This window comes from Sphaerisporangium rubeum (assembly GCF_014207705.1).
In the GTDB taxonomy this organism is placed as follows: Bacteria; Actinomycetota; Actinomycetes; order Streptosporangiales; family Streptosporangiaceae; genus Sphaerisporangium; species Sphaerisporangium rubeum.
In genome coordinates this window covers 6,259,906-6,284,699 of sequence record NZ_JACHIU010000001.1, presented here as the reverse complement: position 1 = coordinate 6,284,699, position 24,794 = coordinate 6,259,906, and the positions used below count along the sequence as shown (strand labels likewise).

Sequence of the window (24,794 nt, the reverse complement as noted above, 5' to 3'; positions counted from 1 at the left end):
CCGAGGTCAGGTGGCCAGGAAGTCGCGCAGGCTTCGCAGGCAGGGTTCGATGTCGATGTCCCGCGCCGCCAGCCAGGTGTCGTCGTCGTAGGTCTGGGTGTAGCGGTCGCCGCTGTCGCAGATCAGGGTGACGATGCTGCCGTGTTCGCCGCGGTCGCGCATCTCGCGCACCAGGTGCGTCGCGGCGGCGACGTTGGTGCCGGTCGACGGTCCCACGTGGCGGCCGGTGACCTCGCGGACCCAGCGCATGGCCGCGATGGAGTGCGCGTCGGGGATCTGGAGCATGCGGTCGATCACCGTCGGCAGGAAGGACGGCTCCACGCGGGGCCGGCCGATGCCTTCGATGCGGGAGCCGGGTGCGGTGGCCGCGGCGCCGCCGGTCCAGTACGGGTAGAAGGCGGAGCCTTCGGGGTCCACCACGGCGAGACGGGTGGTGTGGCGGCGGTACCGGATGTAGCGGCCGATGGTGGCGGAGGTGCCGCCGGTGCCGGCGCCGACCACGATCCACGTGGGCTCGGGGTGGCGTTCCAGGGACATCTGCTGGTAGATGCTCTCGGCGATGTTGTTGTTGCCGCGCCAGTCGGTGGCCCGTTCGGCGTAGGTGAACTGGTCCATGAAGTGGCCGCCGGTCTCCTCGGCCAGGCGGTGCGACTCGGCGTAGATCGCGGTGGGGTCGTCCACGAGGCGGCACTTGCCGCCGTAGAACTCGATCAGAGCGATCTTGTCGGGGGACGTCGAGGCCGGCATCACCGCGACGAACGGCAGGTCGAGCATGCGAGCGAAGTACGCCTCGCTGACCGCGGTGGAGCCGCTGGAGGCCTCGATGACGGTGGTCCTCGGGCCGATCCAGCCGTTGGCGAGGCCGTACAGGAACAACGAGCGGGCCAGGCGGTGTTTCAGGGACCCGGTGGGGTGGACCGACTCGTCCTTCAGGTAGAGGTCGACGCCGAAACGCGGCGGCAGGGGGAAGACGTGCAGGTGGGTGTCGCAGCTCCGGTTGGCGTCCGCCTCGACCCGGCGTATCGCCTCGCTCACCCAGGCCCGTGCTCCTGGGTCGTGCCGGTCCGCCTGTATCATGCCGCCTAGCACAACGTCTGTCCGTTCTGTGTGACGTTCATCACATTTTCCCAATTTTGGGTCTTTTCTGTTATTCTAGGGGGACTTGTCCGGCCTGAGGTGTGATGATGCCACCCCGGGCCAAGTCGCTTCCACGAGGTCCTGACCTGCCAAAACCCTTAACGTGGTCCTTATGGGTGAACCATGACCATGGCAGTGGCCGTCTATGGAGTAAAGCGATTACCGACCCTGCATGGGTTCATGCCGGATGGGTAGCGGGGGCAAGGCCGGATGAGGGGGGACGACATGATCTCGATGACAGACCAGCAGCGCCAGGCATGGTTCGAGTGCGACGTCATGCCTGTGGCGAGCCAGCTTTACGCGTCCGCCATGCGACTCACCCGCAACTCCGCCGACGCGGAGGACCTGGTGCAGGAGACCGTCGCCAAGGCGTTCACGTCGTACCACCAGTTCCGGCCCGGCACCAACCTGCGCGCCTGGCTCCACCGGATCCTCACCAACAACTTCATCAACGACTACCGCAAGAAGCAGCGTTCGCCGAAGCTTTCCGCCGCCGAGGACATCGAGGACTGGCAGCTGGCCGCCGCGGAGTCGCACAGCTCCACCGGGCTGCGCTCGGCGGAGACCGAGGCGCTCGAGCAGCTTCCCGACGGCGTCGTGATGAACGCTCTGCGGTCCCTGCCTGAGGACTTCCGGGTGGCGGTGTACCTCGCCGACGTCGAGGGCTTCGCCTACAAGGAGATCGCCGAGCGCATGGGGACGCCGATCGGCACCGTCATGTCGCGCCTGCACCGGGGCCGCCGCCAGCTGCGCACCATGCTTGAGGGCTACGCGCACGAGGAAGGCGCTCTGCGTTCCCAGCAGTTCCAGGCCGCCTGACCGGCGACCGGATCGGGGCCGTCCAGCCGTACGGCCCCTTCTCATCGGCCGTACGGCCGCGCGATCAGCTCTCGTCGAGCCGTGCGGCCGCCGCGATCAGCTCTCGTGCGGCCGTCAGGCCCCCGCGATCAGCGCCACCGCGCCGAGCGCCAGCCCCACGCCGGCCGTCTGCACCATGTTGAGGCGTTCGCCGAGCACGAAGCGGGCCAGCAGCAGCGTGCTCGCCGGGTACAGCGACGCGAGCACCGAGACCAGCACCAGCATGCCGCGCTGGGAGGCCAGCAGGAACAGCACGTTGGCCGCCATGTCGAGCACTCCGGCCGTCATGATCGCCGGCATGCCTCCGCCGCCGCCGGGCCGCAGCGTGCGGCGCAGGGCCAGCGCGAGCACCAGGACGAGGACGGCCGACATGAACCGCGCGCCGGCCAGCGGCCACAGCCCCGCGTCGGCCGGCACATGCTTGAGCAGCACGAAGAACGCGCCGAACCCGGCACCGGAGGCCAGAGCCCGCAGCACGGTACCGAGACCGGCCCGGCCGGTCTCCTCGCCGCCGGTGGCCCGGCTGACCAGGAGCACCGCGAGGAGCGCGAGTGCCACCCCGCCGAGCGCCAGCGGTTCGGGACGCTCACCCATCACCAGCCCGGCCGCCACCGGCAGCACCGCCGACGTGGTGGCCGTCGTCGGCGCCACCACCGACATCACGCCGTCGGCCAGGGCCCGGTAGAACAGGATGACCGCGGCCCCGCCGGCGAGCCCCGCCGCCATGCCCCAGGCCAGCCCGGCGACGCTCGGAGCGCCGGGTAGCAGCGGGAGGAGCGGCAGCACACAGACCAGTCCGGTGACCTGGGTGAGGAACACGACGGCCAGCACGCGGGATCGCCGGGTGGCGAGGCCACCGAAGAAGTCCGCGGTGCCGTACACGACGGCACAGGTCGTCGCGAGCAGGATGGCCGTCATCAAGCTTCTCACTTTCCACAGACTGTTCTGTTAGCACAATATAGTGCATTATCCGGCCAATCCATTGCATCCTCTTTTCACTACACTGCACTCATGGCGGATGCGGAGACGATCACGGCGGCCATCGCCAACAACGTCCGCGCGCAGCGCGCGCACCGGGGCCTGACGCTCGACGCGCTGGCGGCGCGGTCCGGGGTGAGCCGCGGCATGCTCGTCCAGATCGAGCAGTGCCGCACCAACCCCAGCGTCTCCACGCTGACCCGCATCGCCGACGCGCTCGGCGTGACCGTGGCCCGGCTGGTCGAGGTCTCCGACACCCCTGTCGTGCGGGTGGTCCACTCGGCCGACGTCGTCACGTTGTGGCGCGGCGACAAGGGAGGCTCGGCCCGTCTGCTGGTCGGCTCGGACGCGCCGGCGATCCTGGAGCTGTGGGACTGGCGCCTCGGCCCGGGGGAGCACCACGACGGCGACGCGCACCCGGCGGGGACCCGCGAGATGCTCACCGTGCTGGAGGGTGAGCTCAGCCTGTCGGTGTACGGCAAGCGCCACGTGGTGGGCCGGGACGAGGCCGTGCTGTTCAGCGCGGACCGGCCGCACCGCTACGCCAACGAGGGTGAGGGGCCGCTGCGCTTCATGATGGTCGTCACCGAGCCCCGCGAGGCCCTCGATTCATGACATGTCCTGGCATGACGTCGCGCGCCGGAATCACGGAAGGCTGACAGCAAAAGTCTGGTAAATGCGGGTACAACGTCAATGTGAACGTTGACATGGTGCACGTACCCGTCGGCGCGCCGCCGGCGGAGGTGAGCGCGTGACCGACGCCCGCGCGGCCATCGCCAAGCTCCGGGTGGAGCTCGAGGGCCTGGGTGTGACCGATGCCTACGAAGTATGTGAGGAAGCAATCCTTTCCGTGTGGATTGGGTTAGTTATCAGCTATAAAGATGGCTTCTACCACTGGAGGGAGGGAGTGCGAGAAACACGGCATTTGGGTACCGATGCGGTTGGATGCGCCATTCGGGTGGCGCGTCGTCACGCGGAGTTGCGAACCGACGTCCCCGCCTGGTGGGACGACCTCACCGCGACGCTGCGCGGGGACGCGGCCGACTACCCGTGACCGCGATTCGGGGGGAGTGCGCCGATGCCGCATGCTCGCAGACCCGTCCGGAGAGACGTTCTCTCCCGACCCATCGCGCTCCTGCTGCTGCTCGGCCTCACGGCCTGCGGTCACGTCGCGGCGCCGCTCGTCCGGCGCGAGAACACGTCCCGCGTCAGGTCCACCCCGCCGGTACGGCCCGCCGACCCCGCGCTGATGGCGCTGCGTCTCACGCTGGCCCAGCCGGGCTGGCGCGGACGCAGGCCGCTGGTGGCCCCCGCGCCGCGGACGCTTCCCTGTCCGCGGGTCAAGTGCGTGGCGCTGACCTTCGACGACGGGCCGTTCGACCACACCGGTGCCGTGCTCGACAATCTTGCCGCCTACAACGCGCGCGCGACGTTCTTCGTCGTCGGCCAGATGGTCACCGACCGGACCGCGCCGCTGCTGCGCCGCATGGTCTCAGAGGGCCACGAGCTCGGCAATCACTCCTACGACCACCCCGCACTGCCGGGCCTGTCCGCGGACGGCGTGCGCCGGCAACTGTCGCGCACCCAGGACGCGGTGCGGGCCGCCACCGGCGTCACGATGCACCTGTTCCGGCCGCCGTACGGAGCCACCGACGGCAAGGTGGCCGGCGAGACCCGGCGTGAAGGACTCGCGCAGATCCTCTGGGACGTGGACACCCTGGACTGGCGTGACCGCAACACCCCGCTCGTGGTCCGCCGCGCGGCCGGCGCGCCGGCCGGGTCGGTGGTGCTGATGCACGACATCCACAAGACCACCGCCGACGCCGTGCCGGCCCTGCTGCGCGACCTGCGCGCCAAGGGGTATGCGTTCGTCACCGTCTCCGAGCTGTACGGCACCCGTCCGCTGCTCCCCGGCGAACGCTACGCCGGGGAGTCCGCATCCGGACGACGCTGAGACGGCCTGAGGGGTCGAGGGACCTCGGCGGCCGGGACGTCAGCCGCCGCGCTTGGCCCTGGCGGCCGTGCGCGCGCGGGAGGCGGAGTCCAGCACGACCTTGCGGAGCCGCACGGTCTGCGGGGTGATCTCGACGCACTCGTCCTCGCGGCAGAACTCCAGCGCCTGCTCCAGCGACAGCGCGCGCGGCGGGATGAGCTTCTCGGTCTCCTCGCTGGTGGAGGAGCGCATGTTGGTGAGCTTCTTCTCCTTGGTGATGTTCACGTCCATGTCGTCGGACCTGGAGTTCTCCCCGACGATCATCCCCATGTACACCTCGGTGGTCGGCGACACGAACAGCGTGCCGCGCTCCTGGAGGTTCATCATGGCGAACGCGGTGACCACGCCGGCGCGGTCGGCGACCAGCGACCCGGTGTTGCGGGTGCGCAGCTCGCCGTGCCACGGCTCGTACGCCTCGAAGACGTGGTGCACGAGACCCGTGCCGCGCGTCTCGGTGAGGAACTCGGTGCGGAAGCCGATCAGGCCTCGGGCCGGCACCACGAACTCCATGCGGATCCAGCCGGTGCCGTGGTTGGTCATGTGCTCCATGCGGCCCTTGCGCACCGCCAGGAGCTGCGTGATCGCACCGAGGTACTCCTCAGGCGCGTCCACGGTGAGGCGCTCCACCGGCTCGTGCACCGCGCCGTCGATCACGCGGGTGACGACCTGCGGCTTGCCGACGGTCAGCTCGTATCCCTCGCGGCGCATCTGCTCCACCAGGATGGCGAGCGCCAGCTCACCGCGGCCCTGCACCTCCCAGGCGTCGGGACGGTCGGTCGGCAGCACGCGCAGCGACACGTTGCCGACCAGCTCCTTGTCGAGGCGGTCCTTCACCATGCGCGCGGTGACCTTGGAGCCCTTGACCTTGCCGACCAGCGGGCTGGTGTTGGTGCCGATCGTCATCGAGATCGCCGGCTCGTCCACGGTGATCAGCGGCAGCGGCCGGGGGTCCTCGGGGTCGGCCAGCGTCTCGCCGATCATGATGTCCGGGATGCCGGCGATGGCGATGATGTCGCCGGGGCCGGCCGACTCGGCGGGCTTGCGCTCCAGCGCCTCGGTCATCAGCAGCTCACTGATCTTGACCCGCTGGATGGTGCCGTCGGTGCGGCACCAGGCGACCTGCTGGCCCTTGGTGATGGTGCCCTGGTGCACGCGGCACAGCGCGATGCGGCCGAGGTAGCTGGAGGCGTCCAGGTTGGTGACGTGGGCCTGGAGCGGCGCGGCCGGGTCGTAGGTCGGCGCGGGGATGGTGCTCGCGATCGTCTCGAACAGCGGCTCCAGGTCCGCCGAGTCCGGCATGCCGCCGTCCTCCGGACGGGTCAGCGAGGCGCGGCCGGCCTTGGCCGAGGCGTACACGATCGGGAAGTCGATCTGCTCCTCGGTGGCGTCGAGGTCCATGAACAGCTCGTAGACCTCGTCCACGACCTCCTTGATGCGGGAGTCGGGACGGTCGACCTTGTTGATGCAGAGGATCACCGGCATCTTGGCGGCCAGCGCCTTGCGCAGCACGAACCGGGTCTGCGGCAGCGGCCCCTCGGAGGCGTCGACCAGCAGCACCACGCCGTCCACCATGGACAGGCCGCGCTCGACCTCGCCGCCGAAGTCGGCGTGGCCGGGGGTGTCGATGATGTTGAGCGTCATGTCGCCGTGACGGACGGCGGTGTTCTTGGCGAGAATGGTGATGCCCTTCTCGCGTTCGAGGTCATTGGAGTCCATGACCCGCTCGTCGATGTCCTGGTTGGCGCGGAAGGCCCCGGACTGCCACAGCATGGCGTCGACTAGGGTCGTCTTGCCGTGGTCGACGTGCGCGATGATCGCGATGTTCCGCAGGTCGTCGCGGCTGTTCAAAGGCATGATGGAGTCTCGCTCTGGGGTCGTGGAGGCGCGCCGCGGACATCGCGGCCCCACCATTTTAGGCGATCGGTGTTACCCCCGGATGCCTTCACTTCGCAAATCACCACATATCCCCTAAGAACCGGCTGGGTACCGACCCCTATGGACTAAGGCGGCACGACTCGGGCAGACAGCCAACATGGTGGACGAAGGAATCACACAACTCGCCGCCTCCGCACGCCGGGCCGTCGAGCCACTCATGCCGCACCCCTGCAGGCGCTACGCGGGGGAACGCTGCCGCCTCGCCGTCTGGACGCTCGTCGTCGGCGCGTTCGCCGTCGGGTGCGTCACCCCCATGGCCGCGAACGGGGGCCGTCTCACGGCCGGTGGCCCAGGCGTAACAGGAGTAACAGGCGGCCACACGGCCGTGTGCGCGAGGCCGTCGGAGAATAAGCTCGACGCATGCCACTCGCCACAGCTTTCCCCGCGACGCTGATGACCAAGGACGGTGTCCGGATCGACGCCGCGCACACCCCCGCGCGCGGACACGGGGACCTCGGCATCGTGCTCGCGCACGGCTTCACCGGCTCATGGCGTGACAAGACCACACGGCGCATCGCGCACGTGCTCAGCGGGTACGGCGGGGTGCTGGCGTTCGACTTCCGCGGCCACGGCAGGTCCGGCGGCAGGTCCACCGTGGGGGACGCCGAGGTGCTCGACCTCGACGCCGCCGTCGCGCACACACGCTCCATCGGCTACACCCGGGTGGTGAGCGTGGGCTTCTCCATGGGGGCCGCGGTCGCCGTCCGCCACGCCGCGCTGCACCGCGGCACCGACGCCGTGGTGGCGGTCAGCGGCCCCGCCAGGTGGTACTACCGGGACACCCGTCCCATGCGACAGGTCCACTGGGCCATCGAGCGACCCGCGGGCCGTCTCGTGGCCCGCGTCGCCAAACGCACCCGCATCAGCAACGGCCGCTGGGACCCGGTGCCGCTCGCGCCGCACGAGGCGGTGTCCAGGGTCGCCCCCACCCCGCTGCTCGTCGTCCACGGCGACGCCGACACGTTCTTCCCCCTCGACCACGCACACCAGCTCTACGACAACGCACGCGAGCCCAAGGAGCTGTGGATCGAGCGTGGCTTCGGCCACGCCGAGTCGGCCGCCACGCCGGCCCTCATCCACCGCATCGGCGCCTGGGCCGCCGCCGTGCCGGCCGGGGCCCGCACGGCCACCGCGACCGGCTAGACCCCCGCAGACCACCGACAGCATCCCCGCGCATCCGAGCGACATCGTTCCCTGCGGTGACCCCCACCGCGATTCCCGGCCGGGAGGTGGATTCAGTGATCCTGGTGATCAATTCGGGATCCTCGTCAGTCAAGTACAAACTCTTCGATACAGACGGCCTCACCAGGCTCCAGGCAGGCAAGATCGAGCGCATCGGGGAACCGGGGTCCGGCGTCCCCGACCACGAGGCGGCGCTCGCACAGGTGGCCGAGGAGACCGGCATGGAGACCGGCGACCTGACCGCCGTCGGCCACCGCGTCGTCCACGGCGGCCCGCTGTTCACCGAGCCCGTCCTCATCGACGACGAGGTGTTCAAACAGCTCTGCGACATCACGCCGCTCGCGCCGCTGCACAACCCGGCCAACCTGGCCGGCATCGAGGTGGCCCGCCGCATGCGGCCCGACGTCCCCCAGGTCGCGGTGTTCGACACCGCGTTCCACGCCACCATGCCGGCCGCGGCCCGCACGTACGCCATCGACGCGGCCCTCGCCGAGCGGTACGGCGTGCGCCGCTACGGCTTCCATGGCACCTCCACCGCGTACGTCTGGCGGGTCGCGCGCGGCCTCATCCGCAGACCCGACGCCAAAGGCATCGTGCTGCATCTCGGCAACGGCGCCAGCGCGACGGCCGTGCACGGCGACCGCTGCGTGGACACCTCCATGGGGATGACGCCGCTGGAGGGCCTGGTCATGGGAACCCGTTCCGGTGACGTGGACCCCGCGGTGATCTTCCACCTGATCCGGGCCGGCATGTCACCCGACGAGGTCGAGTCGATGCTGGAGCACCGGGCCGGCCTGCTCGGCCTGTGCGGCGACAACGACATGCGCGCGGTCGTCGAACGGGCCCACGCCGGGGACGCCGAGGCGACGCTCGCGTACGAGGTGTACTGCCACCGCCTGCGCAAGTACATCGGCGCCTACTACGCGCTGCTCGGCCGGGTGGACGGCATCGTCTTCACCGGCGGGGTGGGGGAGAACTCCGCGCTGGTGCGCCGCACCGTGCTGTCGGGACTCGGCGCACTCGGCGTGCGGCTCGACCCGCTGCGCAACGCGGCTGCCGACGGGGCCCGAGTGGTGTCCACCGAGGACTCCGCCGTGACCGTCATGGTCGTGCCGACCGACGAGGAGCTCGAGATCGCACAGGAAACTTCCGCTCTGGTGGAGCGAACCTTTTCCGGATAAAAGTCGTCTACATACGCGGAGGTAGGAGACCCCGCCAGGGCCACCGCCGCTCCTGCGGCGGCTGTGGTTCCCTGAGACGGGGGCGGTCTCCCGCGTCCATGGGGCCGGTCAAGGCCGCCACCCAGCGACGCGGGGGCTCGCTGGGTGGCGGCCTGACACCGGCCTCACGTCGGGCTCGGAGTGGGCTCACATCGCGCTCGCCCCGACCTCGCACGGGCCTCGTGCCGGCCTCGCTCCGGCTCACATCGGGCTCGCTCCGGCCTCGTACCCGGCTCAGCCGAGCCGCGCGATCGACTTGTACTCGAGGTAGGCCGACATGCCTTCCGGGCCGAGTTCGCGGCCGATGCCGCTGGCCTTGAAGCCGCCGAACGGCGCGGAGGGCTCCATAGTGTTCATGATGTTCACGCCGTAGGTGCCGGTGCGCACGCGGCGCGCGACGTCCATGCCGCGCTCGGTGTCGCCGGTCCAGACGGTGCCGGACAGGCCGTAGTCGCTGTCGTTGGCGATGCGCACCGCGTCCGCCTCGTCGTCGTACGGGATCACCGACAGGACGGGGCCGAAGATCTCCTCGCGCGCGATCCGCATGTCGTTGGACACCCCGGCGAAGACGGTCGGCGCGACGTACCAGCCCCGGTCACGCGGCCGGTCCAGGCCGCCGACGACCGGCTTGGCACCCTCGTCGATGCCGACCCGGATGTACCCCTCGACGCGGTCCTGCTGCCGCTTGGCCACCATCGGCCCGATCCCGGTGGCGGGGTCGGCCGGGTCGCCGACCACCTGGCCCGACACCATGTCGGCCACGGCCTGCACCACCTCGTCGTACCGGGACCTGGACGCGAGGATGCGGGTCTGCGCCACGCACGCCTGGCCGTTGTTCATCAGCGACGCGATGGACAAAAAGCCCATGGCGGCCCCGAGGTCGCAGTCGTCCAGGATGATCGCCGCCGACTTGCCGCCGAGTTCCAGGCTGCACCGCTTGAGCTGCTCGCCGCAGATGGCCGCGATGCGACGGCCCGCGGCGGTCGACCCGGTGAACGCGACCTTGTCCACGCCGGGGTGCGACACCAGGTGCTCGCCGGCCTCCCGACCCGCGGCCACGATGTTGACGACACCGTCCGGGACGCCGGCCTCTTTGATCATCTCGGCGAGCAGATAGGAGTCGAGCGGGGTCTCCGGCGCGGGCTTGACCACGACCGTGCAGCCGGCGACCAGCGCCGGCGCGAGCTTGGTCATGATCACGAACTGCGGGACGTTCCACGGCACCACGGCGGCCACCACACCGACCGGCTCCCGGCGCACCGTCACCGGGCCGAACAGCCCCGGACGTTCGTCCTCGACCGCGAAGGTCCTACCGAGCTCGGCGAAGTACTGCAGCATGCCGAGCGGCTGCGGGGCCTGCGCGAGCTGCGAGAACGTGATGGGGGAACCCATCTCCATGGTGATCAGCTCGGCCATCTCGGCCTGACGCGCCGCGTACAGCCCGGCCAGCCGGCCGACGACGTCCGCGCGCTCCGCCATGGTCATCCGCGGCCACGGCCCCTCGTCGAACGCCTGCCGCGCGGCGGCGACGGCGCGGTCCATGTCGGCCGGGGTGCCGTCCGGTACCCTGCCGACCGTTTCCTCGGTGTGCGGGGAGATGACGTCGATGGTCGCGGTACCCGCGGGGGTCACCCAGTCGCCACCGATGAAAAGACGGTCGTGCTGAAGCATGGTCTCGTGCCTCCTGGTCGCAGCGGGTCCTGAAGTGACCGAATGCTTGCTTGCCCAGTCTTGCCGTTCCGGACGCGTATCGCTGTGACAGAACCATGTTCTGCCCCCGATGGCAAGAGCCGGCGGCCGGCGACCGGCCCCGCCGATGAGATCGGTGTCGTCGGCCCGGCCGTTCCACCGTGATTGTGCCTGCGATGGCAGGAGCCGGAGACCGGTGAGGGTCCGCACCGATAAGATCGGCGCGCGTGGCCGGACCGTTGCCAGATGGCTGTGACTGCGATCCCAAGAGCTGGAGACCGGTGAGCGGCCTCGCCGGCAGGAATTCGGTGTCCGGTGCAGGGCCGTCCGCTACGGCTATGCCTGGTGGGTCTGGTGGGCCCAAATATGCGGAAACCGGTCTCGGTCAACTGTGTCAAGTGGTAAATAGTTCGCGTACCGGTAGATAGCTTCTTCCGATCGTGTGGCGGCTCCGAAGATCGCCTTCTATAGTTTCGGGGCGTCCGAAGTGGGGAGGGCTGATGCGTCCAGGCCGGATGGCCGCGCTGGTGGCGGGGCTGCTCGGGCTGTTCTCTCTGTTCGCCGTGCCTGCGGCAGGGGCCGAGCCGAGCCCGCAGTCCCGGCTGAACCGCCTCACCAAACAGGCGGCCGACCTGCAGAAGGCGTACCGCGGCCAGATCCAGAGCCTTGAGGACGCGCAGGAGGCCGCCAAGAAGGCCCGCCGCAAGGTCGGCGACCTGCGGGCCGAGTTGGCCGACGCGGAACAGGAGATGGGTCAGTTCTACCGGAACTCCTACATGTCCGGCACAGTGGACGGCCCACGCGTCTTCTCCTACACCGGCGACCCCGACGCCATCCTCGGCCAGGTGGCCACCGTCACCTACTTCGCCGAAGAGAAGAACCAGCGCATCAAGCGCATCAGCACCTTGATCAAGGAGTCCAAGGAAGCCAGGAAGGAAGTCGAGGCCAAGATCGCCGACCTCCGCGACGAGATCAAGAGCCTCCAGGCCAAGAAGAAGGACGTCGAGGCCCTCCTGCGCAAGTTCGGCTTCCAGTCCCCCGGCTCCTCCACCGGCCTCACCGGCCGCATGGTCGCCATCCGCGCCGCCATCATGCAGAACTTCCCCATGCCGTACGGCGTCGGCTGCCTCCGCGCCGGCGACCCCGGCGAACACGGCAAAGGCCGCGCCTGCGACTTCATGATGAGCACCGGCGGCCGCCTCCCCGACGCCGCCTCCCAGGCCCGCGGCGACGCCTTGGCCCAATGGTGCATAGAAAACGGCCGCGCCATGGGCATCATGTACATCATCTGGCGCCAGCGCTACTACGACATCCGCACCGGCGCCGGCTGGCGCACCATGTCCGACCGAGGCGGCACAACCGCCAACCACTACGACCACGTCCACGTCTCGGTCTTCTGACCCCACCAGCCGTGCGGGACCTTCCAGTCGTGCCAGATCCCGTCCCCGCGTGCCAGATCCCGTCCCGTCGTGCCGGATCCCGTCCCCGCGTGCCGGATCCCGTCCCGTCGTGTCGGTCATCACCAGTCGTGCCGTGGCCCTCATACCCCCGTCCTGTGCTGCCTTTCCCCTCGGCGCCGAGGCGGCGGGACGTGGTGCGGCGAATCCGGCGCCTCCTTACGCACGCCAACCGGCAGTACGGGGAGATGGGTCACCGTCCCCACCGTGGTCCTCACCTCCAGGCGCTGAGGCGCCTTCCGGCGCGGGCTGTGTTCCCCAGGGGCTTGGCCCTTCATGGGAAACCCCACCTGGGCTGCTGCGTCCCCAGCCCACCCATCAGAGTCACCCCACTCCAACTCGGCCACCCACCCAACCCCACCCCCCCGACCGGAACAGACATCGTCAAGCCGCCGAAGTCGTCCAACTCCTACCTGGCCACCCACCCGACCCCACCCACCCGACCCCACCCACCCGACCCCACCCACCCGACCCCACCCACCCGACCCCACCCCCCCGACCGGCACAGACATCGTCAAGCCGCCGAAGTCGTCCAACTCCAACCCGGCCATCCACCCCGACCCCCACCCCCTCCCGACCGGCAAACAGCAGGTCGCGTCTGTCTTTTCCGGCGTCGAAGCGGCCGGACGTGGTGCTGCGGATTCGGTGCCGCCGTATGGTGGCTCGCCGGGTCAGGTGGTCGGCCAGGGCTCGGAGTGGGTGGTGAGTTGGGTTCGGAGCCAGTGGTAGGAGGCTTTGGGGGTGCGGGTCTGGGTGGGGAAGTCCACGTGGACGAGGCCGAAGCGTTGGGTGTAGCCCTCGGACCACTCGAAGTTGTCCAGGAGGGACCAGACGTAGTAGCCGCGGACGTCCACGCCTTCGTTCATCGCGGCGCGTACGGCCCCGATGTGGCCGTCGAGGTAGTCGATGCGGGCCTGGTCGTCCACGGTGCCGTGGGGGGTGAGTTCGTCGGGTTGTGAGCAGCCGTTCTCGGTGATGTACACGGGGGGGAGCGCGTCGCCGTATCTGGCGGCCAGGCCGGTGAGGAGTTCGCGCAGGCCGTCGGGGACGACGGGCCAGCCGAAGGCGGTGGTGGGGTAGCCGGTGATGCCGGCGTCCTCGAAGGGGAGGTCGGCGGGGTCGGCAGGGGCCGAGATCCGGGTGGGGTTGTAGTAGTTGATACCGATGCCGTCCAACGGCTGGGAGATGGCCGAGAGGTCGCCGTCCTGGACCACGTCCAGGTCCACCCCGTAGGCCGACAGATCCGGATACTCGCCGAGCAGCACAGGGTCGTTGAACAGGCGGTTGTGCAGTGTGTCGTACGCGTCGGCGGCCCGGACGTCCGCCTCGGAGTCCGACGCGGCCCATACCGGGGTGCAGTTGTTGGTGATGAGGACCTGCCGCGCACCTTCGGCCCGCAGGGCCTGGACGGCGAGTCCGTGGCCGAGGAGCTGGTGGTGCGCCACCGGAAGCGCGTCCAGCAGGAGGGCCTGTCCGGGAGCGTGGGTCCCGAGACCGTGACCGAGGACCATGTGGACGAAGGGCTCGTTCAAGGTGATCCACAACGGCACGCGGTCCGCCAGCCGGGCCGCGACGATGCCGGCGTAGTCGGCGAGGCGGGCCGAGGTGTCGCGCGACAGCCACCCCCCTTGGTCCTGGAGGGCCTGCGGCAGGTCCCAGTGGAACAGCGTCGCGGCAGGCACGATGCCACGCGCGCACAGCCCGTCCACCAGGCGGTCGTAGAAGTCGAGCCCGGCGGCCGTCGGGGCCCCTGCGCCGGTCGGCTGGATCCGTGACCAGGAGATGGAGAAACGGTAGGAGTTCACCCCGAGACCGGACATCAACGCGATGTCCTCCTCGAAGCGGTGATAGTGATCGCAGGCGTCGTCCCCGGTGTGTCCTTCGCGTACACGGCCGGGTTCGTGGGAGAAGGTGTCCCAGATGGACGGCCCGCGGCCGTCCGCCGTGACGGCGCCTTCGATCTGGTAGGACGCCGTGGCCGTGCCCCAAAGAAACATTCGACCCTCCGCTGATATGAGTAATCCTCAGATTAGGCCGCGCACCTCGGGCTGGGGAGGATGATGGAGGCATGAGCAACGTCTCCGCAGGGACGCTCCGCCGCCGACCCGCACAGCGCCGCAGCGTGGAGCGGGTCGAGCGAATGCTGGACGAATGTGCCCGGCTCCTGGACGAGGTCGGCTACGAGGCCCTGACCACCAAAGAGGTCGCCCGCAGAGCGGGGGTCCCCATCGGCACGTTCTACCAGTTCTTCTCCGACAAACAGGCCCTGGTCCGTGCGCTGGCGCTGCGCAACCTCGACGCCTTCCTCGCCCGCCTGGCCACGCGGTACGGCTCGGCCGGCGTCGCCGACTGGACCGAGGCCGTGAACCTCACCGTGGACGAGTTCGTCGCGATGAAGCGCACCACTCCGGGCTTCGCCATCGTCGACTTCGGCGAGATCTTCCACACCCCCGGCGGCCCCCCGATCGAAGGCACGAACCGCCTGCTCGACGCCGCTCTGGAGAACAACGTCATCGTCGCCGACCGCCTCCGTGCGCTCGTCGTCGACTTCCTCGGCGCTCCACCCGGGCCGGACCTCGACCGAGCGCTCATCGTCGCCGTGGAGGCGGCCGACGCCGTGCTCAAGCTGGCTTTTCGCACCCGCCCCGGTGGCGACCCCGAACTGATCGCCGAGTGCAAAGAGCTTCTCCGCCGCTACCTGACGGAGCACATGCCGGCACAGTGACGGCCGCCACAGGGCCGCGCCGACGCCACCGGACGCGGTGCGGTGACGGAGACGCGGCCCGACGTTGTACGGCGAAGGCGGCGCGGTCCGATGTGGTGCGGTGACGGAGACGCGGTCCGATGTGGTGCGGTGACGGAGACGCGGTCCGGCGCTGTACGGCGAAGGCGGCGCGGTCCGATGTGGTGCGGTGACGGCGGCGCGGTCCGGCGGCCCGGTGTGGCTACGCCAGCGCCGGGTCGTCCAGGCGGGACCGCAGCTCGTCGTCCAGCTTCAGGTCCGCCGCGCCGAGGGTCTCCTCGACCTGCGCGAGGGTGCTCGCGCCGACGATCGGCACGATGCCCTGCGCGATGAGCCACGCCAGCACCACCTGGTTCACGGTGGCACCGAGGTCGCCCGCGACCGAACGCAGCGCCGCGAGCCGCCGCGTCGTGCCGGGATGGTCGTACGCCGGCGGGATGGGCCGGTCCTCACGGGTATAGGCGCCGGCGAGCAGGGACGTGTAGGCCCACAACCGGAGCCCCTCCGCGCGCAGGTAGTCGAAGGTCTCCTCCGAGGCCTGCACATGGCCCCCCTCAGGCATGCGCGTGCCGGGGCGAGGACGCAGGTAGGAGTGGCGCAGTTGCAGCAGGGAGTAGCCGGGACGACCGGCGGCGCGTGCGATGCTCCGTGCGCGCTCCACCCGCCAGGTGGCGTGATTGGACGCGCCGAGCTCACGGACCTTACCCGTCTCCACCAGCTTGGCCATCGTCGCCACCTGGTCCTCGAGCGGAGTGGCGCGGTCCTCGACGTGGGCCCAGTACACGTCCACGTGCTCGGTGCCGAGGCGCCGCAGGCTGCCGTCGATCGCCGCGCGGATCATGGGTTTGGCCAGCCCTTCCGGCCGGTCCAGCGTGCGGTCACCGGGTACGGCCGGGAAGGCGCCGCACTTGGTGCTCAGCACGATGCGGTCGCGCATACCCGGACGCGCCGCCAGCCACCTTCCGATGGTGGCCTCACTCTCCCTCCCTGTGGCGCCTTCCAACCAGAACGGATAGTTGTTCGAGGTGTCGATCACAGTGCCGCCGCCTTCGACGAAGCGGTCGAGAATGGCGAACGACGTCGCCTCGTCCACAGTGGTGCCGAACGGAATGGCCCCGAGCGCGATGTGAGTCATGCCGCAAACCCTGCACGCTGGAGCGCGCTCCAGGTCAAGACCATCGTTTTCGAGTCACTCGGAGAGAGCCGCCGGTTCGGGCCGCCGGTTCGGGCCGCCGGTTCGGAGTCGCCGGTTCGAGCCGCCGGTTCGGAGTCCTGTGCCATGTCACCGGTTCGGAGTCCCCGGTTCGGAGTTTCGTGCCGGAGTCCTCGGTTCGGAGTCCTGTGCCGGAGCCTCCGCTTCGGAGTTCCGTGCCGAGTCTCCGGTTCGGAACCCCCCGTTCGGAGTCGCCGGTTCGGGGCCGCCGGTTCGGAGTCGCCGGTTCGGGGCCGCCGGTTCGGAGTCGCCGGTTCGGAGTCGCCGGTTCGGAGTCCTGGATTTCCGGCTGAGCTGTCGGTCCGCATTGCGCGCATTGACCTGGAGTGTGCTCCAGGTGTCATGATGCGACCTGTGAGCGTCTACACCCCTGGAGAGGCCGCGGAGGAGTCAGGGTTCAGTCTGGACACCCTGCGGTACTACGAGCGCATCGGCCTGCTGGAGCCCGTGCAACGCAATTCCGCGGGCCAGCGGCGTTTCAGTGACGGCGACATCGGGTGGCTCGGCATGCTCCGCTGCCTGCGTGGCACCGGCATGCCGATCTCCGAGATGCTTCGCTTCGCCGAGCTGACCCGCGCGGGAGACCACACCGTGGCCGACCGCATCGCCCTGCTGGAGGCGCACGACCGCGCCGTCGAAGCGAAGATCGCCGAGCTGCGCGAGAAGCAGTCGGCCATCCAGTACAAGATCGGCTATTACCGCGACGTCCTCGCGTTGGACGACCTCGACCGCGTCCCCGACGAGGCCGACGCGAGCACCTAGACGGGGGTCGCGGGCACGGTGGTGGCGTCGCCCGTCGCATGACCCCTCAGGCGGCGCCGGCCCTCCGATCCGGCGGTCCGGCGCCGCCTGGCACAAGGTCCTCGGCCCAGGTTCGCAACAGTGCTCGGCCCAGGTCGCAATGGCTCCGGCGTAAGTCGTTACGGTGGTGCCGGCCCGGGCCGCAATGGTGTTCGGCCGAGGTCGCCACGGGTCGCCATGGTCCCGGCCAGGTCGCCATGGTCCCGGTCAGGTCGCCAGAGTGCCGGTCTCGGTCGACACGGTGTCGGTCTCGGCTTCGGTGGTGCGGTATGCCTCGGCCTGCAAGGTGTACAGCTCGGCGTAGATGCCGTCGAGACGCATCAGGTCGTCGTGGGTGCCTTGTTCGGCCACGCGGCCGTGGTCCAGGACGTAGATGCGGTCGGCGTAGCGGACGCTGGCGAGGCGGTGGGTGATCAGCAGGACGGTGCGGCCGTCGGCGTGGTCGCGGATGCGTTCGAACAATGCGTGCTCGGCGCGTGCGTCGAGCGCGGCGGTGGGCTCGTCGCAGATGAGCAGGGGAGCGTCGCGGTAGAAGCCGCGGGCCACGGCGATGCGCTGCCACTGGCCGCCGGACGGCTCCTGGCCGTCCTTGAAGCGGCGGTCGAGCAGGGTGCGGTAGCCGTGCGGCATCTCCGCGACCACGGCGTCGGCTCCGGCCACCCGGGCCGCGTCGTGCAGGGCCTGCTCGCCCTTGTCCAGGCCCATGGCGATGTTCTCGCGCACGGTCAGCGGCCACCGGGTGTGGTCCTGGGCGATGACGGCTATGTGGCGCCGCAGATCATGCTGGTCGACGTCTGCTATGTCGGTGTCGTCCCACCGCACCCGGCCGGTCTCCGGCTCGTACAGACCGGCGAGGATCTTGGACAGGGTCGTCTTGCCTGAGCCGTTCTCGCCGACCAGAGCGACCACCTCGCCGTGGTTCAGATGGATCGAGACGTGGTCGAGCACCGCGTCCTCCTTGCCGGGGTAGCGGAACGTCACGTCCTCGGCGGTGATCCGTGTGAACGACGACGGCGCGGGGCCGCGTGGCTCGCGGTCGACGGCCTCGCGCGCACGCCGGCAGAAGTCCAGGAAGTCGGTGAAGTACAACCCCTGCTCGTACAGCCGGTTGGTGGCGAACATGAAGTTGGCCAGCGACGACTGCCCGGTGCGGATCGCCAGCACGGCGGTGCCGGCCACGGCGAGGGCCACCGAGCCCACGGCCAGCAGCAGCCCGAGCGCGGCGTACACGATGGCGGTGCCGACTCCGCCGAGCGCCTCGCCGATGATCCGCGCGACGGTCTGCTTCCGCGCCGTACGCAGCACCGCGTCCTGCTCGGCCCCCGCGACCCGGTCGTACAGCCGGATGAGGAACTCGCGCATGGTGAACGACCGCACCTCGGCCGCGGTGTTCTTGTCGGCCATCAGGTCGGTCAGGATCCACTTGCGGCGGCTCACGGGGATGAGCGCGTACATCGTCGTGTACCGCAGGCGGGCCGACCGCACCGCGGCCCAGGCGTCGGGGAGGACGGCGAGCACCAGCAGCGGCAGCAGCACCGGGTGGAGGATGCCGAGCACACCCGCCGCGGCGGCGATGCCGATCAGCGCGGTCAGCACGTCGATGGTCGCGTCGACCACGCTGTCCGCCACCGCGACCCCGCGCAGGCGGGCCCGTTGGAGCGAGTCGTGGAACTCGGGGTCGTCGTAGCGGATGAGATCGACCTGACTGGTCAGCTCGTACAGCTGCCGCTCCGCGATGCGAGCGACCTGGGGCTCCAGCCGCGACTGGGCCCAGCCCGCGCCGGCCTGCAGCGCGGTGCGCAGTGTCGCGGCGGCACCGACGAGCAGCAGTGCCGGCAGCGCGGCGCGGACACGGTCAGGTGTCGGTCCCGCGGCGAACAGCGCCTGCAGCACGCCGGTCGTGGCGAGCAGCCCGAAGGCGGTGAACACCCCGCCGAGCATGCTCAGCGTGACGGCCGCGACGGTGTCACGCGGACCGGCGAGCCACGCGATGCGCACGGCCTGGGTGACGAGCGCCGGCAGCCTGCGCGCGATGGTCAGGAACCCCACCCCCGTCATCGTCCCCAGGTGGGCCTGCCAGTCGCCGAAGGTGACCTCACCGAGGTCGGCGTCGTCCTCACCGCTGCCACCCGGAGCCGGCCGCGACGTGAGCGGAGGCGACGCGGCGGCCAGGGAGACCGGCGGCGGCGCGGGAGGGGACGGCAGAGGAGGGGGAAGGTCGGACGAACCGTCCGGGGTGGAGGACGCGGCCCCGGACGAAGGAGAGGTCGGGGACGAGGACGTCTGCTCGGACGGGGACGAGGTGGTCGTCTCGGACGGGGACGAGGACGTTGTCTCGGACGGGGACGAGGACGTCTGCTCGGACAGGGTCGCGGCCGCGGCCTCGGACGGAGGCGGGGACGTCGGGCCGGACGGAGGGGAGGACGTCGGGCCGGACGGAGGGGAGGACGTCGGGCCGGACGGAGGGGAGGATGTCGGCTCAGGCGGTGGCGAGGCGGTGATCTCGGAGGGGTGGGATGACGTCGACCCGGGCCGGGGGGAGGAGGCCGGCCCGGAGTGGGGCTCGGAATCCTGGGGAAGGTCTGCCATACAGGCAGTGTGACGACCGTCACCGACAGTTTTAACCGGAGTCGGTAAAGAGCCGCATTAAGTTGAAAGTCCAATTATCGCTATTGGTGGCTTTGCTGAGGTCGCCCGGCGATGTTCACGGGGTATTCATCGCCTCACTCTCCGCGCAAGTCGATCTCCCGCGCGAACCCCGGTGCGCGGGACGGGCCGGACATGGCGAGGAGGCGTTCGGCCTCCTCGTGCAGTACGGCGATGAGGAGCAGTTCGACGTGGAGGTCCTCCAGATCGACCGTTTCCATCAATGTCTCCCGATGTGAGGTGCCTGCCAGGCCCGTCGGGTGCCTGGGACGGCGATGTTCATCGGATCTTACCTTCAGTGACGACCACTGGGGGATCTCACCGGTGCTGATCACCGCACGTATATATCGGTCGAGCCGTAACCGGACCATCGGTCGGCTCCCTCGGGTGCGCCGCTCGCCCGGCGGGGGTGTGATGCGGATTCGTCCTCGCCGCACTTCGTTCTCCCATCGCCGGACCGCACGGCTGGCGTGGCGCTCGCCGCGGGAACGTGCCATGTTTCGGACCCTCTCCCGGCGTCTCCGCCTGGCGTGGGACGTGATCTGATCAGAGTAACCAATGTGATCTTATTTACGGAAGGTGGTATTCGTGGTTAGAGCAAGATGAGTAGTGCATCTGATAACGGACGCCTGTGTTGACCGGAAGGTTCACACTCAGGCCGGTTACGTCCAACGATGCCGCTATATGAAGCGCTATTGGCGCGGCCCGCGGCGTGCGTGAGGACCCTCCCTGTCGAGCGGCACGACCATGGCCGACGCCGACAGGACGGGTACGCGGCTCAGGTCGCGAGGAGCGGCAGCCTGCGCGTGGCGCCGGTGCTGTGCAGGTCGGCCTCGATGCGGGCCGCGGTGGCGAGCAGCGGCGGGAGCAGATCGCGGCGCGCGGACTCGACGGATGTGCGGCTGGCGTGGGTGGAGACGTTGACCGCGGCGACCACCTCGCCGGTGCGGTCCCTGATCGGCGCGGCGATCGAGCGCAGCCCTTCCTCCAGCTCCTGGTCCACCAGGGCCCAGCCCTGCGCGCGCACCCGGGCCAGCTCGGCGTCGAGACGGGCCCGTGTGGTGACGGTACGGGAAGTGTGCCGCTCCAGCGTGGCCCGCGCGTAGTACGCCTCCAGGCCGGCGGCCGGCAGCCACGCGAGCAGCACCCGGCCCATCGAGGCCGAGTGCGCCGGGAACCTCGTGCCGATGCTGATCGTCACCCGCATGATGCGCGTGGCGGGGACCCGGGCCACGTACACGATGTCCGGCGGGTCGAGCACGGAGACCGACGCCGACTCGTGCACCTCGGCCACCAGGCGCTCCAGGTGCGGCAGCGCGACCTCCGGCAGGGTGAGGCCGGACAGGTAGGCGTACCCGAGTTCGAGCACGCGAGGCGACAGCGCGAAGAGCCGACCGTCGGTGCGCACGTACCCGAGCTCCACCAAGGTCAGCAGGAACCGCCGGGCCGCCGCTCTGGTCAGCCCGGTGGCCCGTGCCACCTCGCTGAGGGTGAGCTCGGGTGCGCCGGAGTCGAAGGCTTTGATGACCGCGAGCCCCCGAGCCAGCGATCGCACGAATTCCTCGGCCATATCCCCTCTCTTCGCGGGTGACCGTTCGTTTCGCGGGTGACCGTTATATCAGGGCGTGGCGTGGCCGCAACTCCCCGTCGTCAAGGCCGTCTCGCCGCACGTTCCGGCGATCGGCGCATAACGGTCGATAGGCGAACAATCATGCTTGAATTCGACGCTACTGATCGAAACAGGGGAGGTCAACGGCGGGCCGGTGTCCCTGGAGAGTCAGATTGTTGACTCCCCGTGGTCGGAGGCGTAGCTTGCACCAATACTGTTCAGCTGAAGAACTTCCGTTCGACAGCCGAACACAGTCCTCCTCTGGGGTGCTCATGCGTCGCTCCACGGCTCGGCCGTCCGCCATGCTCTCCGGTGATCCCGCTCCCGGCCGTGTGACCCCCGAGGCACGACGGTGACCGACGCGGGTGAGGATCCCGGAGCCGTGAGCGGCCCGGGGGACGTACGCGACGCCGTGTTCGACGCGGTGCGGCATGCCGGGATCACCGCCGTCTTCGGCGACCCCGGCGTGGCGGACACCCACCCGCTCGGCGGGTTACCCGGCGACCTCTCGCTCATCGCGGGAGCCAACGAGTGCATCGCCGCCGCCATGGCCACCGGCTGGGCCCTCGGTCACGACGGGCCCGCGCTGGTGCTGCCGCGCACCTCCGCCGGGCTCGGCGCGCTCGCCGCGGCACGGGCCAACCACGCGCCGCTCGTCGTGCTGGCCGTACGCCACGACCACGGCCGGCCCGCGCTCGACCCGGCCGGTGAGCACCTGGTCTGGTCGGCCAGGCCCGCGCACGCGCGTGACGTCCCCGCGGCCGTCGCGCGGGCCGCGCTCGAAGCCGTCACCGGCCGCGGCCCGGCCGTCGTCCTCGCTCCGATGGACGGCTGGGACGAGCCGTACGGCACGCGACCTCCCGTCCCCATGGACGTCCGCCGGCCCTGCCGTGTGTCCGCCGAGGACGTCGCACCTCTGGCGGCCCTGCTCGCCGCCGCGCGCTCGCCGGTGCTCGTCACCGGCGCGCTCACGGGGAACGGCCGCGCCTGGACGGCACTCGCCTCCCTGGCCGACCGCCTGAGCTGTCCCGTCTGGCAGGAACCGTCCGCCGGCCGTCCCGGCTTCCCCCAGGACCACCCGAGATTCGCCGGGGTCCTCCCCACGGACAGGGACGGCGGCGGCCGTCCGGTGCTCGACGGACACGACGTGGTGGTGGTCGTCGGGGCCCCTGCCTTCAGGGCCGCCGACCACGACGCGCTGCTACCCGACGGCGCCACCGTGGCGGTGGTCGGCGACGATCCCGGTGCGATGCACCGGGGACCGGCGGCGCTCGCGCTGCTCGCCTCGCCTGCCGCGGTGTGCGAGCGGCTCGCGGTCACGCTTCCCCAGCGGGACGACGGCCGGTCCGCACCCGCCGGCCGGCCCGGCCTCCTCGGCCGCGCCGCCGAAGGGGAGTCGTTACGGGCCGGTGTCGTGCTGGAGGAGCTCGCCGCGCGCCTGGCGCCAGAGGCGATCGTGGTGGAGGAGGCCCCCGCCGTCCGGGGAGCCCTGCACCGGTTCGTCCCGGCCCGCCGGCCGCTCGGTCATCTGTCCGCGGTGTCGTCGGGCCCGGGTTTCGCGCTGCCGGCCGCGATCGGCCTGCGGCTCGCGAGGCCGGACCGGCCCGTGGTGGCCCTGCTCGACGGAGCGGCCACCCTGTCGGCGGCGCAGGCCCTGTGGACGGCGTCCTGCCACCGGGTGGGTGCGCTGTTCGTCGTCCTCACACCGACCGGTGGAGCCGCGTGGCCGGGGTTCGCGGGGGTCGATCCGGCGTCGCTGGCGCGGTGCCTCGGTTGTCCCGCCGTACGGGTGGACGCGCGCGCGGCGCTGGCCGAGGTCTTCGACGAGGTGGTCCCGGCCCTGTGGGCCCGCGAGGAGCCGCTCCTGGTGGACGTGCTGGTCGACCCGGACACCTGACGGGTGTCACCTGACGCTTTCTTCTGGGCCCCGCGAGGAACCGCTCCCCGTGGACGAGCCGGTCGACCCCGGCATCTGAGCGGTGTCATGAGCCATCCCGCCTGACGCTCCTTTCTGATCACGGGATAACTTCTGGTGCTGTGAACAGCCCCACCCCCTCCCTGGTTCCCCCGTCGTCCGGACATCCCTCCCGTGGAACGCGAGATCTTCGCTTCTGGGCCGGGGTGTTACTGGTCGCGGGATTCGTGGTGGCGTCACTGAACCTGCGGCCGGCCCTCGCCGGGGTCTCGCCGCTGCTCGGCCAGATCATGGCGGACCTCGGGCTCGGCGCCGCCGCCGGCGGCGCGATCACCACGGTCATGGTGCTCTGCCTCGGCCTCGCGGGCCCCGCGGCCCCGGCGCTGGCCGGCCGGATCGGGCTCGACCGCACGCTGCTGGTCGGCCTGATCGTCCTCGCGGCCGGTGTGGCGCTGCGGGTGAGCGGCGGGGTGATCGCGGTGTACGCGGGCTCGGCGGTCGTCGGCATCGCGATCGCCGTCATGAACGTGTCCATGCCTGGTGTGGTCAAGGAGCACTTCCCGCGCCACGTCGGCGCGTTCACCGGCATCTACGTGTCCGGCCTGGTCGTGGGGGCCGCCGGCGCCTCGGCCGTCATGGTGCCGCTCGCGGAGGAAGGCGGCTGGCGCTTCGCGGCGCTGACCCCGGCCGCGCTCGCCGCGTTCGCCGCCGTCCTGTGGGTCCCCCAGGCGGTGCGCCGCGCGGGCCGCGCCGGCCGGAGCACGGCGGTGCCGAGGCGGTACGCCGTGCTGCTGCGGGACCGCGCGACGTGGTACATCACCGGCTTCATGGGTGTGCAGTCGCTGACCTTCTACGTGATGCTGGCGTGGCTGCCGACGATCTTCCACGACGCCGGGCTCCCGGAGGACGAGGCCGGATATCTGCTCGCGCTCACCAACCTCGCGCAGCTCGCCGCCACCCTCACCGTGCCGTGGCACGCGGGCCGCGCCTCCACACAGGCGCCGCACGTCACGGTCGCCGCCGCGCTGTCCATCGCCGGCTACCTCGGCGTGCTGCTCGCGCCGGTCACCGTCCCCTGGGTGTGGATGATCCTGCTCGGCGCGGGACAAGGCGCCTCGCTGGCGCTCGCGCTGCTCCTCATCACACTGCGCGCACCCGACCCGGCGTCGGTCACCGCGCTGTCCGCCGTGGCCCAGACGGCCGGCTACGTCATCGCCGCGCTCGGCCCGCTGCTCGTCGGTGTGGTCCACCAGATCACCGGCGGATGGACGGTGCCGCTGGTCGCCGGCACGGTCGCGTGCGGCGGTCAGCTGCTGCTCGGCCTGCTCGCCGCCAGGCCGGTGACCGCATCCGGCCACACCGCCGCGCGTGTCACACCGGACCCCGCCACCGAAGGCCCCTAACATCCCAGCGTGGCT

General features: G+C 70.5%; 20 protein-coding genes. 11 read left to right on the top strand and 9 right to left on the bottom strand.

The genetic code is table 11. The features are described from left to right. Positions 1 to 6 precede the first annotated feature (6 nt). Positions 7 to 1,077, bottom strand: a complete 1,071-nt coding sequence (locus BJ992_RS26495; RefSeq protein ID WP_184985531.1) for a PLP-dependent cysteine synthase family protein — start codon at positions 1,075 to 1,077, stop codon at positions 7 to 9. A gap of 285 nt (positions 1,078 to 1,362) precedes the next feature. Between BJ992_RS26495 and BJ992_RS26490 the strand changes: the two genes are divergently transcribed. Beyond that, entirely contained in the window at positions 1,363 to 1,956 is a 594-nt protein-coding gene (locus BJ992_RS26490) for a sigma-70 family RNA polymerase sigma factor (RefSeq protein ID WP_184985529.1), read from the top strand. Between the two features lie 114 nt (positions 1,957 to 2,070). Here BJ992_RS26490 and BJ992_RS26485 read toward each other — a convergent pair whose 3' ends face one another. Further along, positions 2,071 to 2,925 (bottom strand): EamA family transporter, encoded by an 855-nt coding sequence (locus tag BJ992_RS26485; protein ID WP_343072861.1) that lies wholly within the window; start codon positions 2,923 to 2,925, stop codon positions 2,071 to 2,073. Positions 2,926 to 3,006: 81 nt separating this feature from the next. Between BJ992_RS26485 and BJ992_RS26480 the strand changes: the two genes are divergently transcribed. From BJ992_RS26480 to BJ992_RS26470, 3 genes are all read left to right on the top strand, one after another. Further along, positions 3,007 to 3,588, top strand: coding sequence for a helix-turn-helix domain-containing protein (locus BJ992_RS26480; protein ID WP_184985527.1), 582 nt, complete (start codon positions 3,007 to 3,009; stop codon positions 3,586 to 3,588). A 136-nt stretch (positions 3,589 to 3,724) separates the two neighbouring features. Then, positions 3,725 to 4,027, top strand: a complete 303-nt coding sequence (locus tag BJ992_RS26475) for a hypothetical protein (RefSeq protein WP_184985525.1) — start codon at positions 3,725 to 3,727, stop codon at positions 4,025 to 4,027. A 24-nt stretch (positions 4,028 to 4,051) separates the two neighbouring features. Continuing rightward, positions 4,052 to 4,927, top strand: coding sequence for a polysaccharide deacetylase family protein (locus BJ992_RS26470; protein ID WP_184985523.1), 876 nt, complete (start codon positions 4,052 to 4,054; stop codon positions 4,925 to 4,927). Between the two features lie 39 nt (positions 4,928 to 4,966). On the opposite strand, the gene typA is transcribed toward BJ992_RS26470, so the two are convergent. Continuing rightward, positions 4,967 to 6,820 (bottom strand): translational GTPase TypA, encoded by a 1,854-nt coding sequence (gene typA / locus BJ992_RS26465; protein WP_184985521.1) that lies wholly within the window; start codon positions 6,818 to 6,820, stop codon positions 4,967 to 4,969. Positions 6,821 to 7,261: 441 nt separating this feature from the next. Between typA and BJ992_RS26460 the strand changes: the two genes are divergently transcribed. Both BJ992_RS26460 and BJ992_RS26455 read left to right on the top strand, forming a co-directional pair. After that, on the top strand, positions 7,262 to 8,044 hold the full coding sequence (locus tag BJ992_RS26460; RefSeq protein WP_184985519.1) for an alpha/beta hydrolase: 783 nt from the start codon (positions 7,262 to 7,264) through the stop codon (positions 8,042 to 8,044). Positions 8,045 to 8,139: 95 nt separating this feature from the next. After that, a complete protein-coding gene (locus tag BJ992_RS26455; RefSeq protein WP_343072860.1) occupies positions 8,140 to 9,264 on the top strand; it encodes an acetate/propionate family kinase in 1,125 nt (374 codons plus the stop codon). A 273-nt stretch (positions 9,265 to 9,537) separates the two neighbouring features. On the opposite strand, the gene BJ992_RS26450 is transcribed toward BJ992_RS26455, so the two are convergent. Further along, positions 9,538 to 10,974 carry an aldehyde dehydrogenase gene (locus BJ992_RS26450; RefSeq protein ID WP_184985515.1) on the bottom strand — a complete coding sequence of 479 codons (1,437 nt, stop codon included), beginning with the start codon at positions 10,972 to 10,974 and terminating at the stop codon, positions 9,538 to 9,540. Between the two features lie 518 nt (positions 10,975 to 11,492). Here BJ992_RS26450 and BJ992_RS26445 point away from each other — a divergent pair. Next, on the top strand, positions 11,493 to 12,392 hold the full coding sequence (locus tag BJ992_RS26445) for a coiled-coil domain-containing protein (protein WP_184985514.1): 900 nt from the start codon (positions 11,493 to 11,495) through the stop codon (positions 12,390 to 12,392). A 728-nt stretch (positions 12,393 to 13,120) separates the two neighbouring features. On the opposite strand, the gene BJ992_RS26440 is transcribed toward BJ992_RS26445, so the two are convergent. Beyond that, positions 13,121 to 14,446 (bottom strand): GH1 family beta-glucosidase, encoded by a 1,326-nt coding sequence (locus BJ992_RS26440; protein WP_184985512.1) that lies wholly within the window; start codon positions 14,444 to 14,446, stop codon positions 13,121 to 13,123. A 71-nt stretch (positions 14,447 to 14,517) separates the two neighbouring features. Between BJ992_RS26440 and BJ992_RS26435 the strand changes: the two genes are divergently transcribed. After that, positions 14,518 to 15,174, top strand: coding sequence for a TetR/AcrR family transcriptional regulator (locus tag BJ992_RS26435; protein ID WP_184985510.1), 657 nt, complete (start codon positions 14,518 to 14,520; stop codon positions 15,172 to 15,174). Positions 15,175 to 15,394: 220 nt separating this feature from the next. Here BJ992_RS26435 and BJ992_RS26430 read toward each other — a convergent pair whose 3' ends face one another. Further along, positions 15,395 to 16,327 carry an aldo/keto reductase gene (locus BJ992_RS26430; protein WP_184985508.1) on the bottom strand — a complete coding sequence of 311 codons (933 nt, stop codon included), beginning with the start codon at positions 16,325 to 16,327 and terminating at the stop codon, positions 15,395 to 15,397. Between the two features lie 423 nt (positions 16,328 to 16,750). Here BJ992_RS26430 and BJ992_RS26425 point away from each other — a divergent pair, with 423 nt between their 5' ends. Continuing rightward, complete coding sequence (locus BJ992_RS26425) at positions 16,751 to 17,167, top strand: MerR family transcriptional regulator (RefSeq protein WP_246497588.1); 417 nt, start codon at positions 16,751 to 16,753, stop codon at positions 17,165 to 17,167. 246 nt (positions 17,168 to 17,413) lie between these two features. Here BJ992_RS26425 and BJ992_RS26420 read toward each other — a convergent pair whose 3' ends face one another. From BJ992_RS26420 to BJ992_RS26410, 3 genes are all read right to left on the bottom strand, one after another. Next, complete coding sequence (locus BJ992_RS26420; protein ID WP_221474991.1) at positions 17,414 to 19,795, bottom strand: ABC transporter ATP-binding protein; 2,382 nt, start codon at positions 19,793 to 19,795, stop codon at positions 17,414 to 17,416. A 134-nt stretch (positions 19,796 to 19,929) separates the two neighbouring features. Then, positions 19,930 to 20,073, bottom strand: a complete 144-nt coding sequence (locus BJ992_RS26415) for a hypothetical protein (RefSeq protein ID WP_184985504.1) — start codon at positions 20,071 to 20,073, stop codon at positions 19,930 to 19,932. A 557-nt stretch (positions 20,074 to 20,630) separates the two neighbouring features. Further along, positions 20,631 to 21,422, bottom strand: a complete 792-nt coding sequence (locus BJ992_RS26410) for an IclR family transcriptional regulator domain-containing protein (protein ID WP_184985502.1) — start codon at positions 21,420 to 21,422, stop codon at positions 20,631 to 20,633. Between the two features lie 421 nt (positions 21,423 to 21,843). Here BJ992_RS26410 and BJ992_RS26405 point away from each other — a divergent pair, with 421 nt between their 5' ends. Both BJ992_RS26405 and BJ992_RS26400 read left to right on the top strand, forming a co-directional pair. Further along, complete coding sequence (locus BJ992_RS26405) at positions 21,844 to 23,358, top strand: thiamine pyrophosphate-dependent enzyme (protein WP_184985500.1); 1,515 nt, start codon at positions 21,844 to 21,846, stop codon at positions 23,356 to 23,358. Positions 23,359 to 23,606: 248 nt separating this feature from the next. After that, a complete protein-coding gene (locus BJ992_RS26400; protein WP_343072859.1) occupies positions 23,607 to 24,779 on the top strand; it encodes an MFS transporter in 1,173 nt (390 codons plus the stop codon). The last annotated feature ends 15 nt before the right edge of the window (positions 24,780 to 24,794 follow it).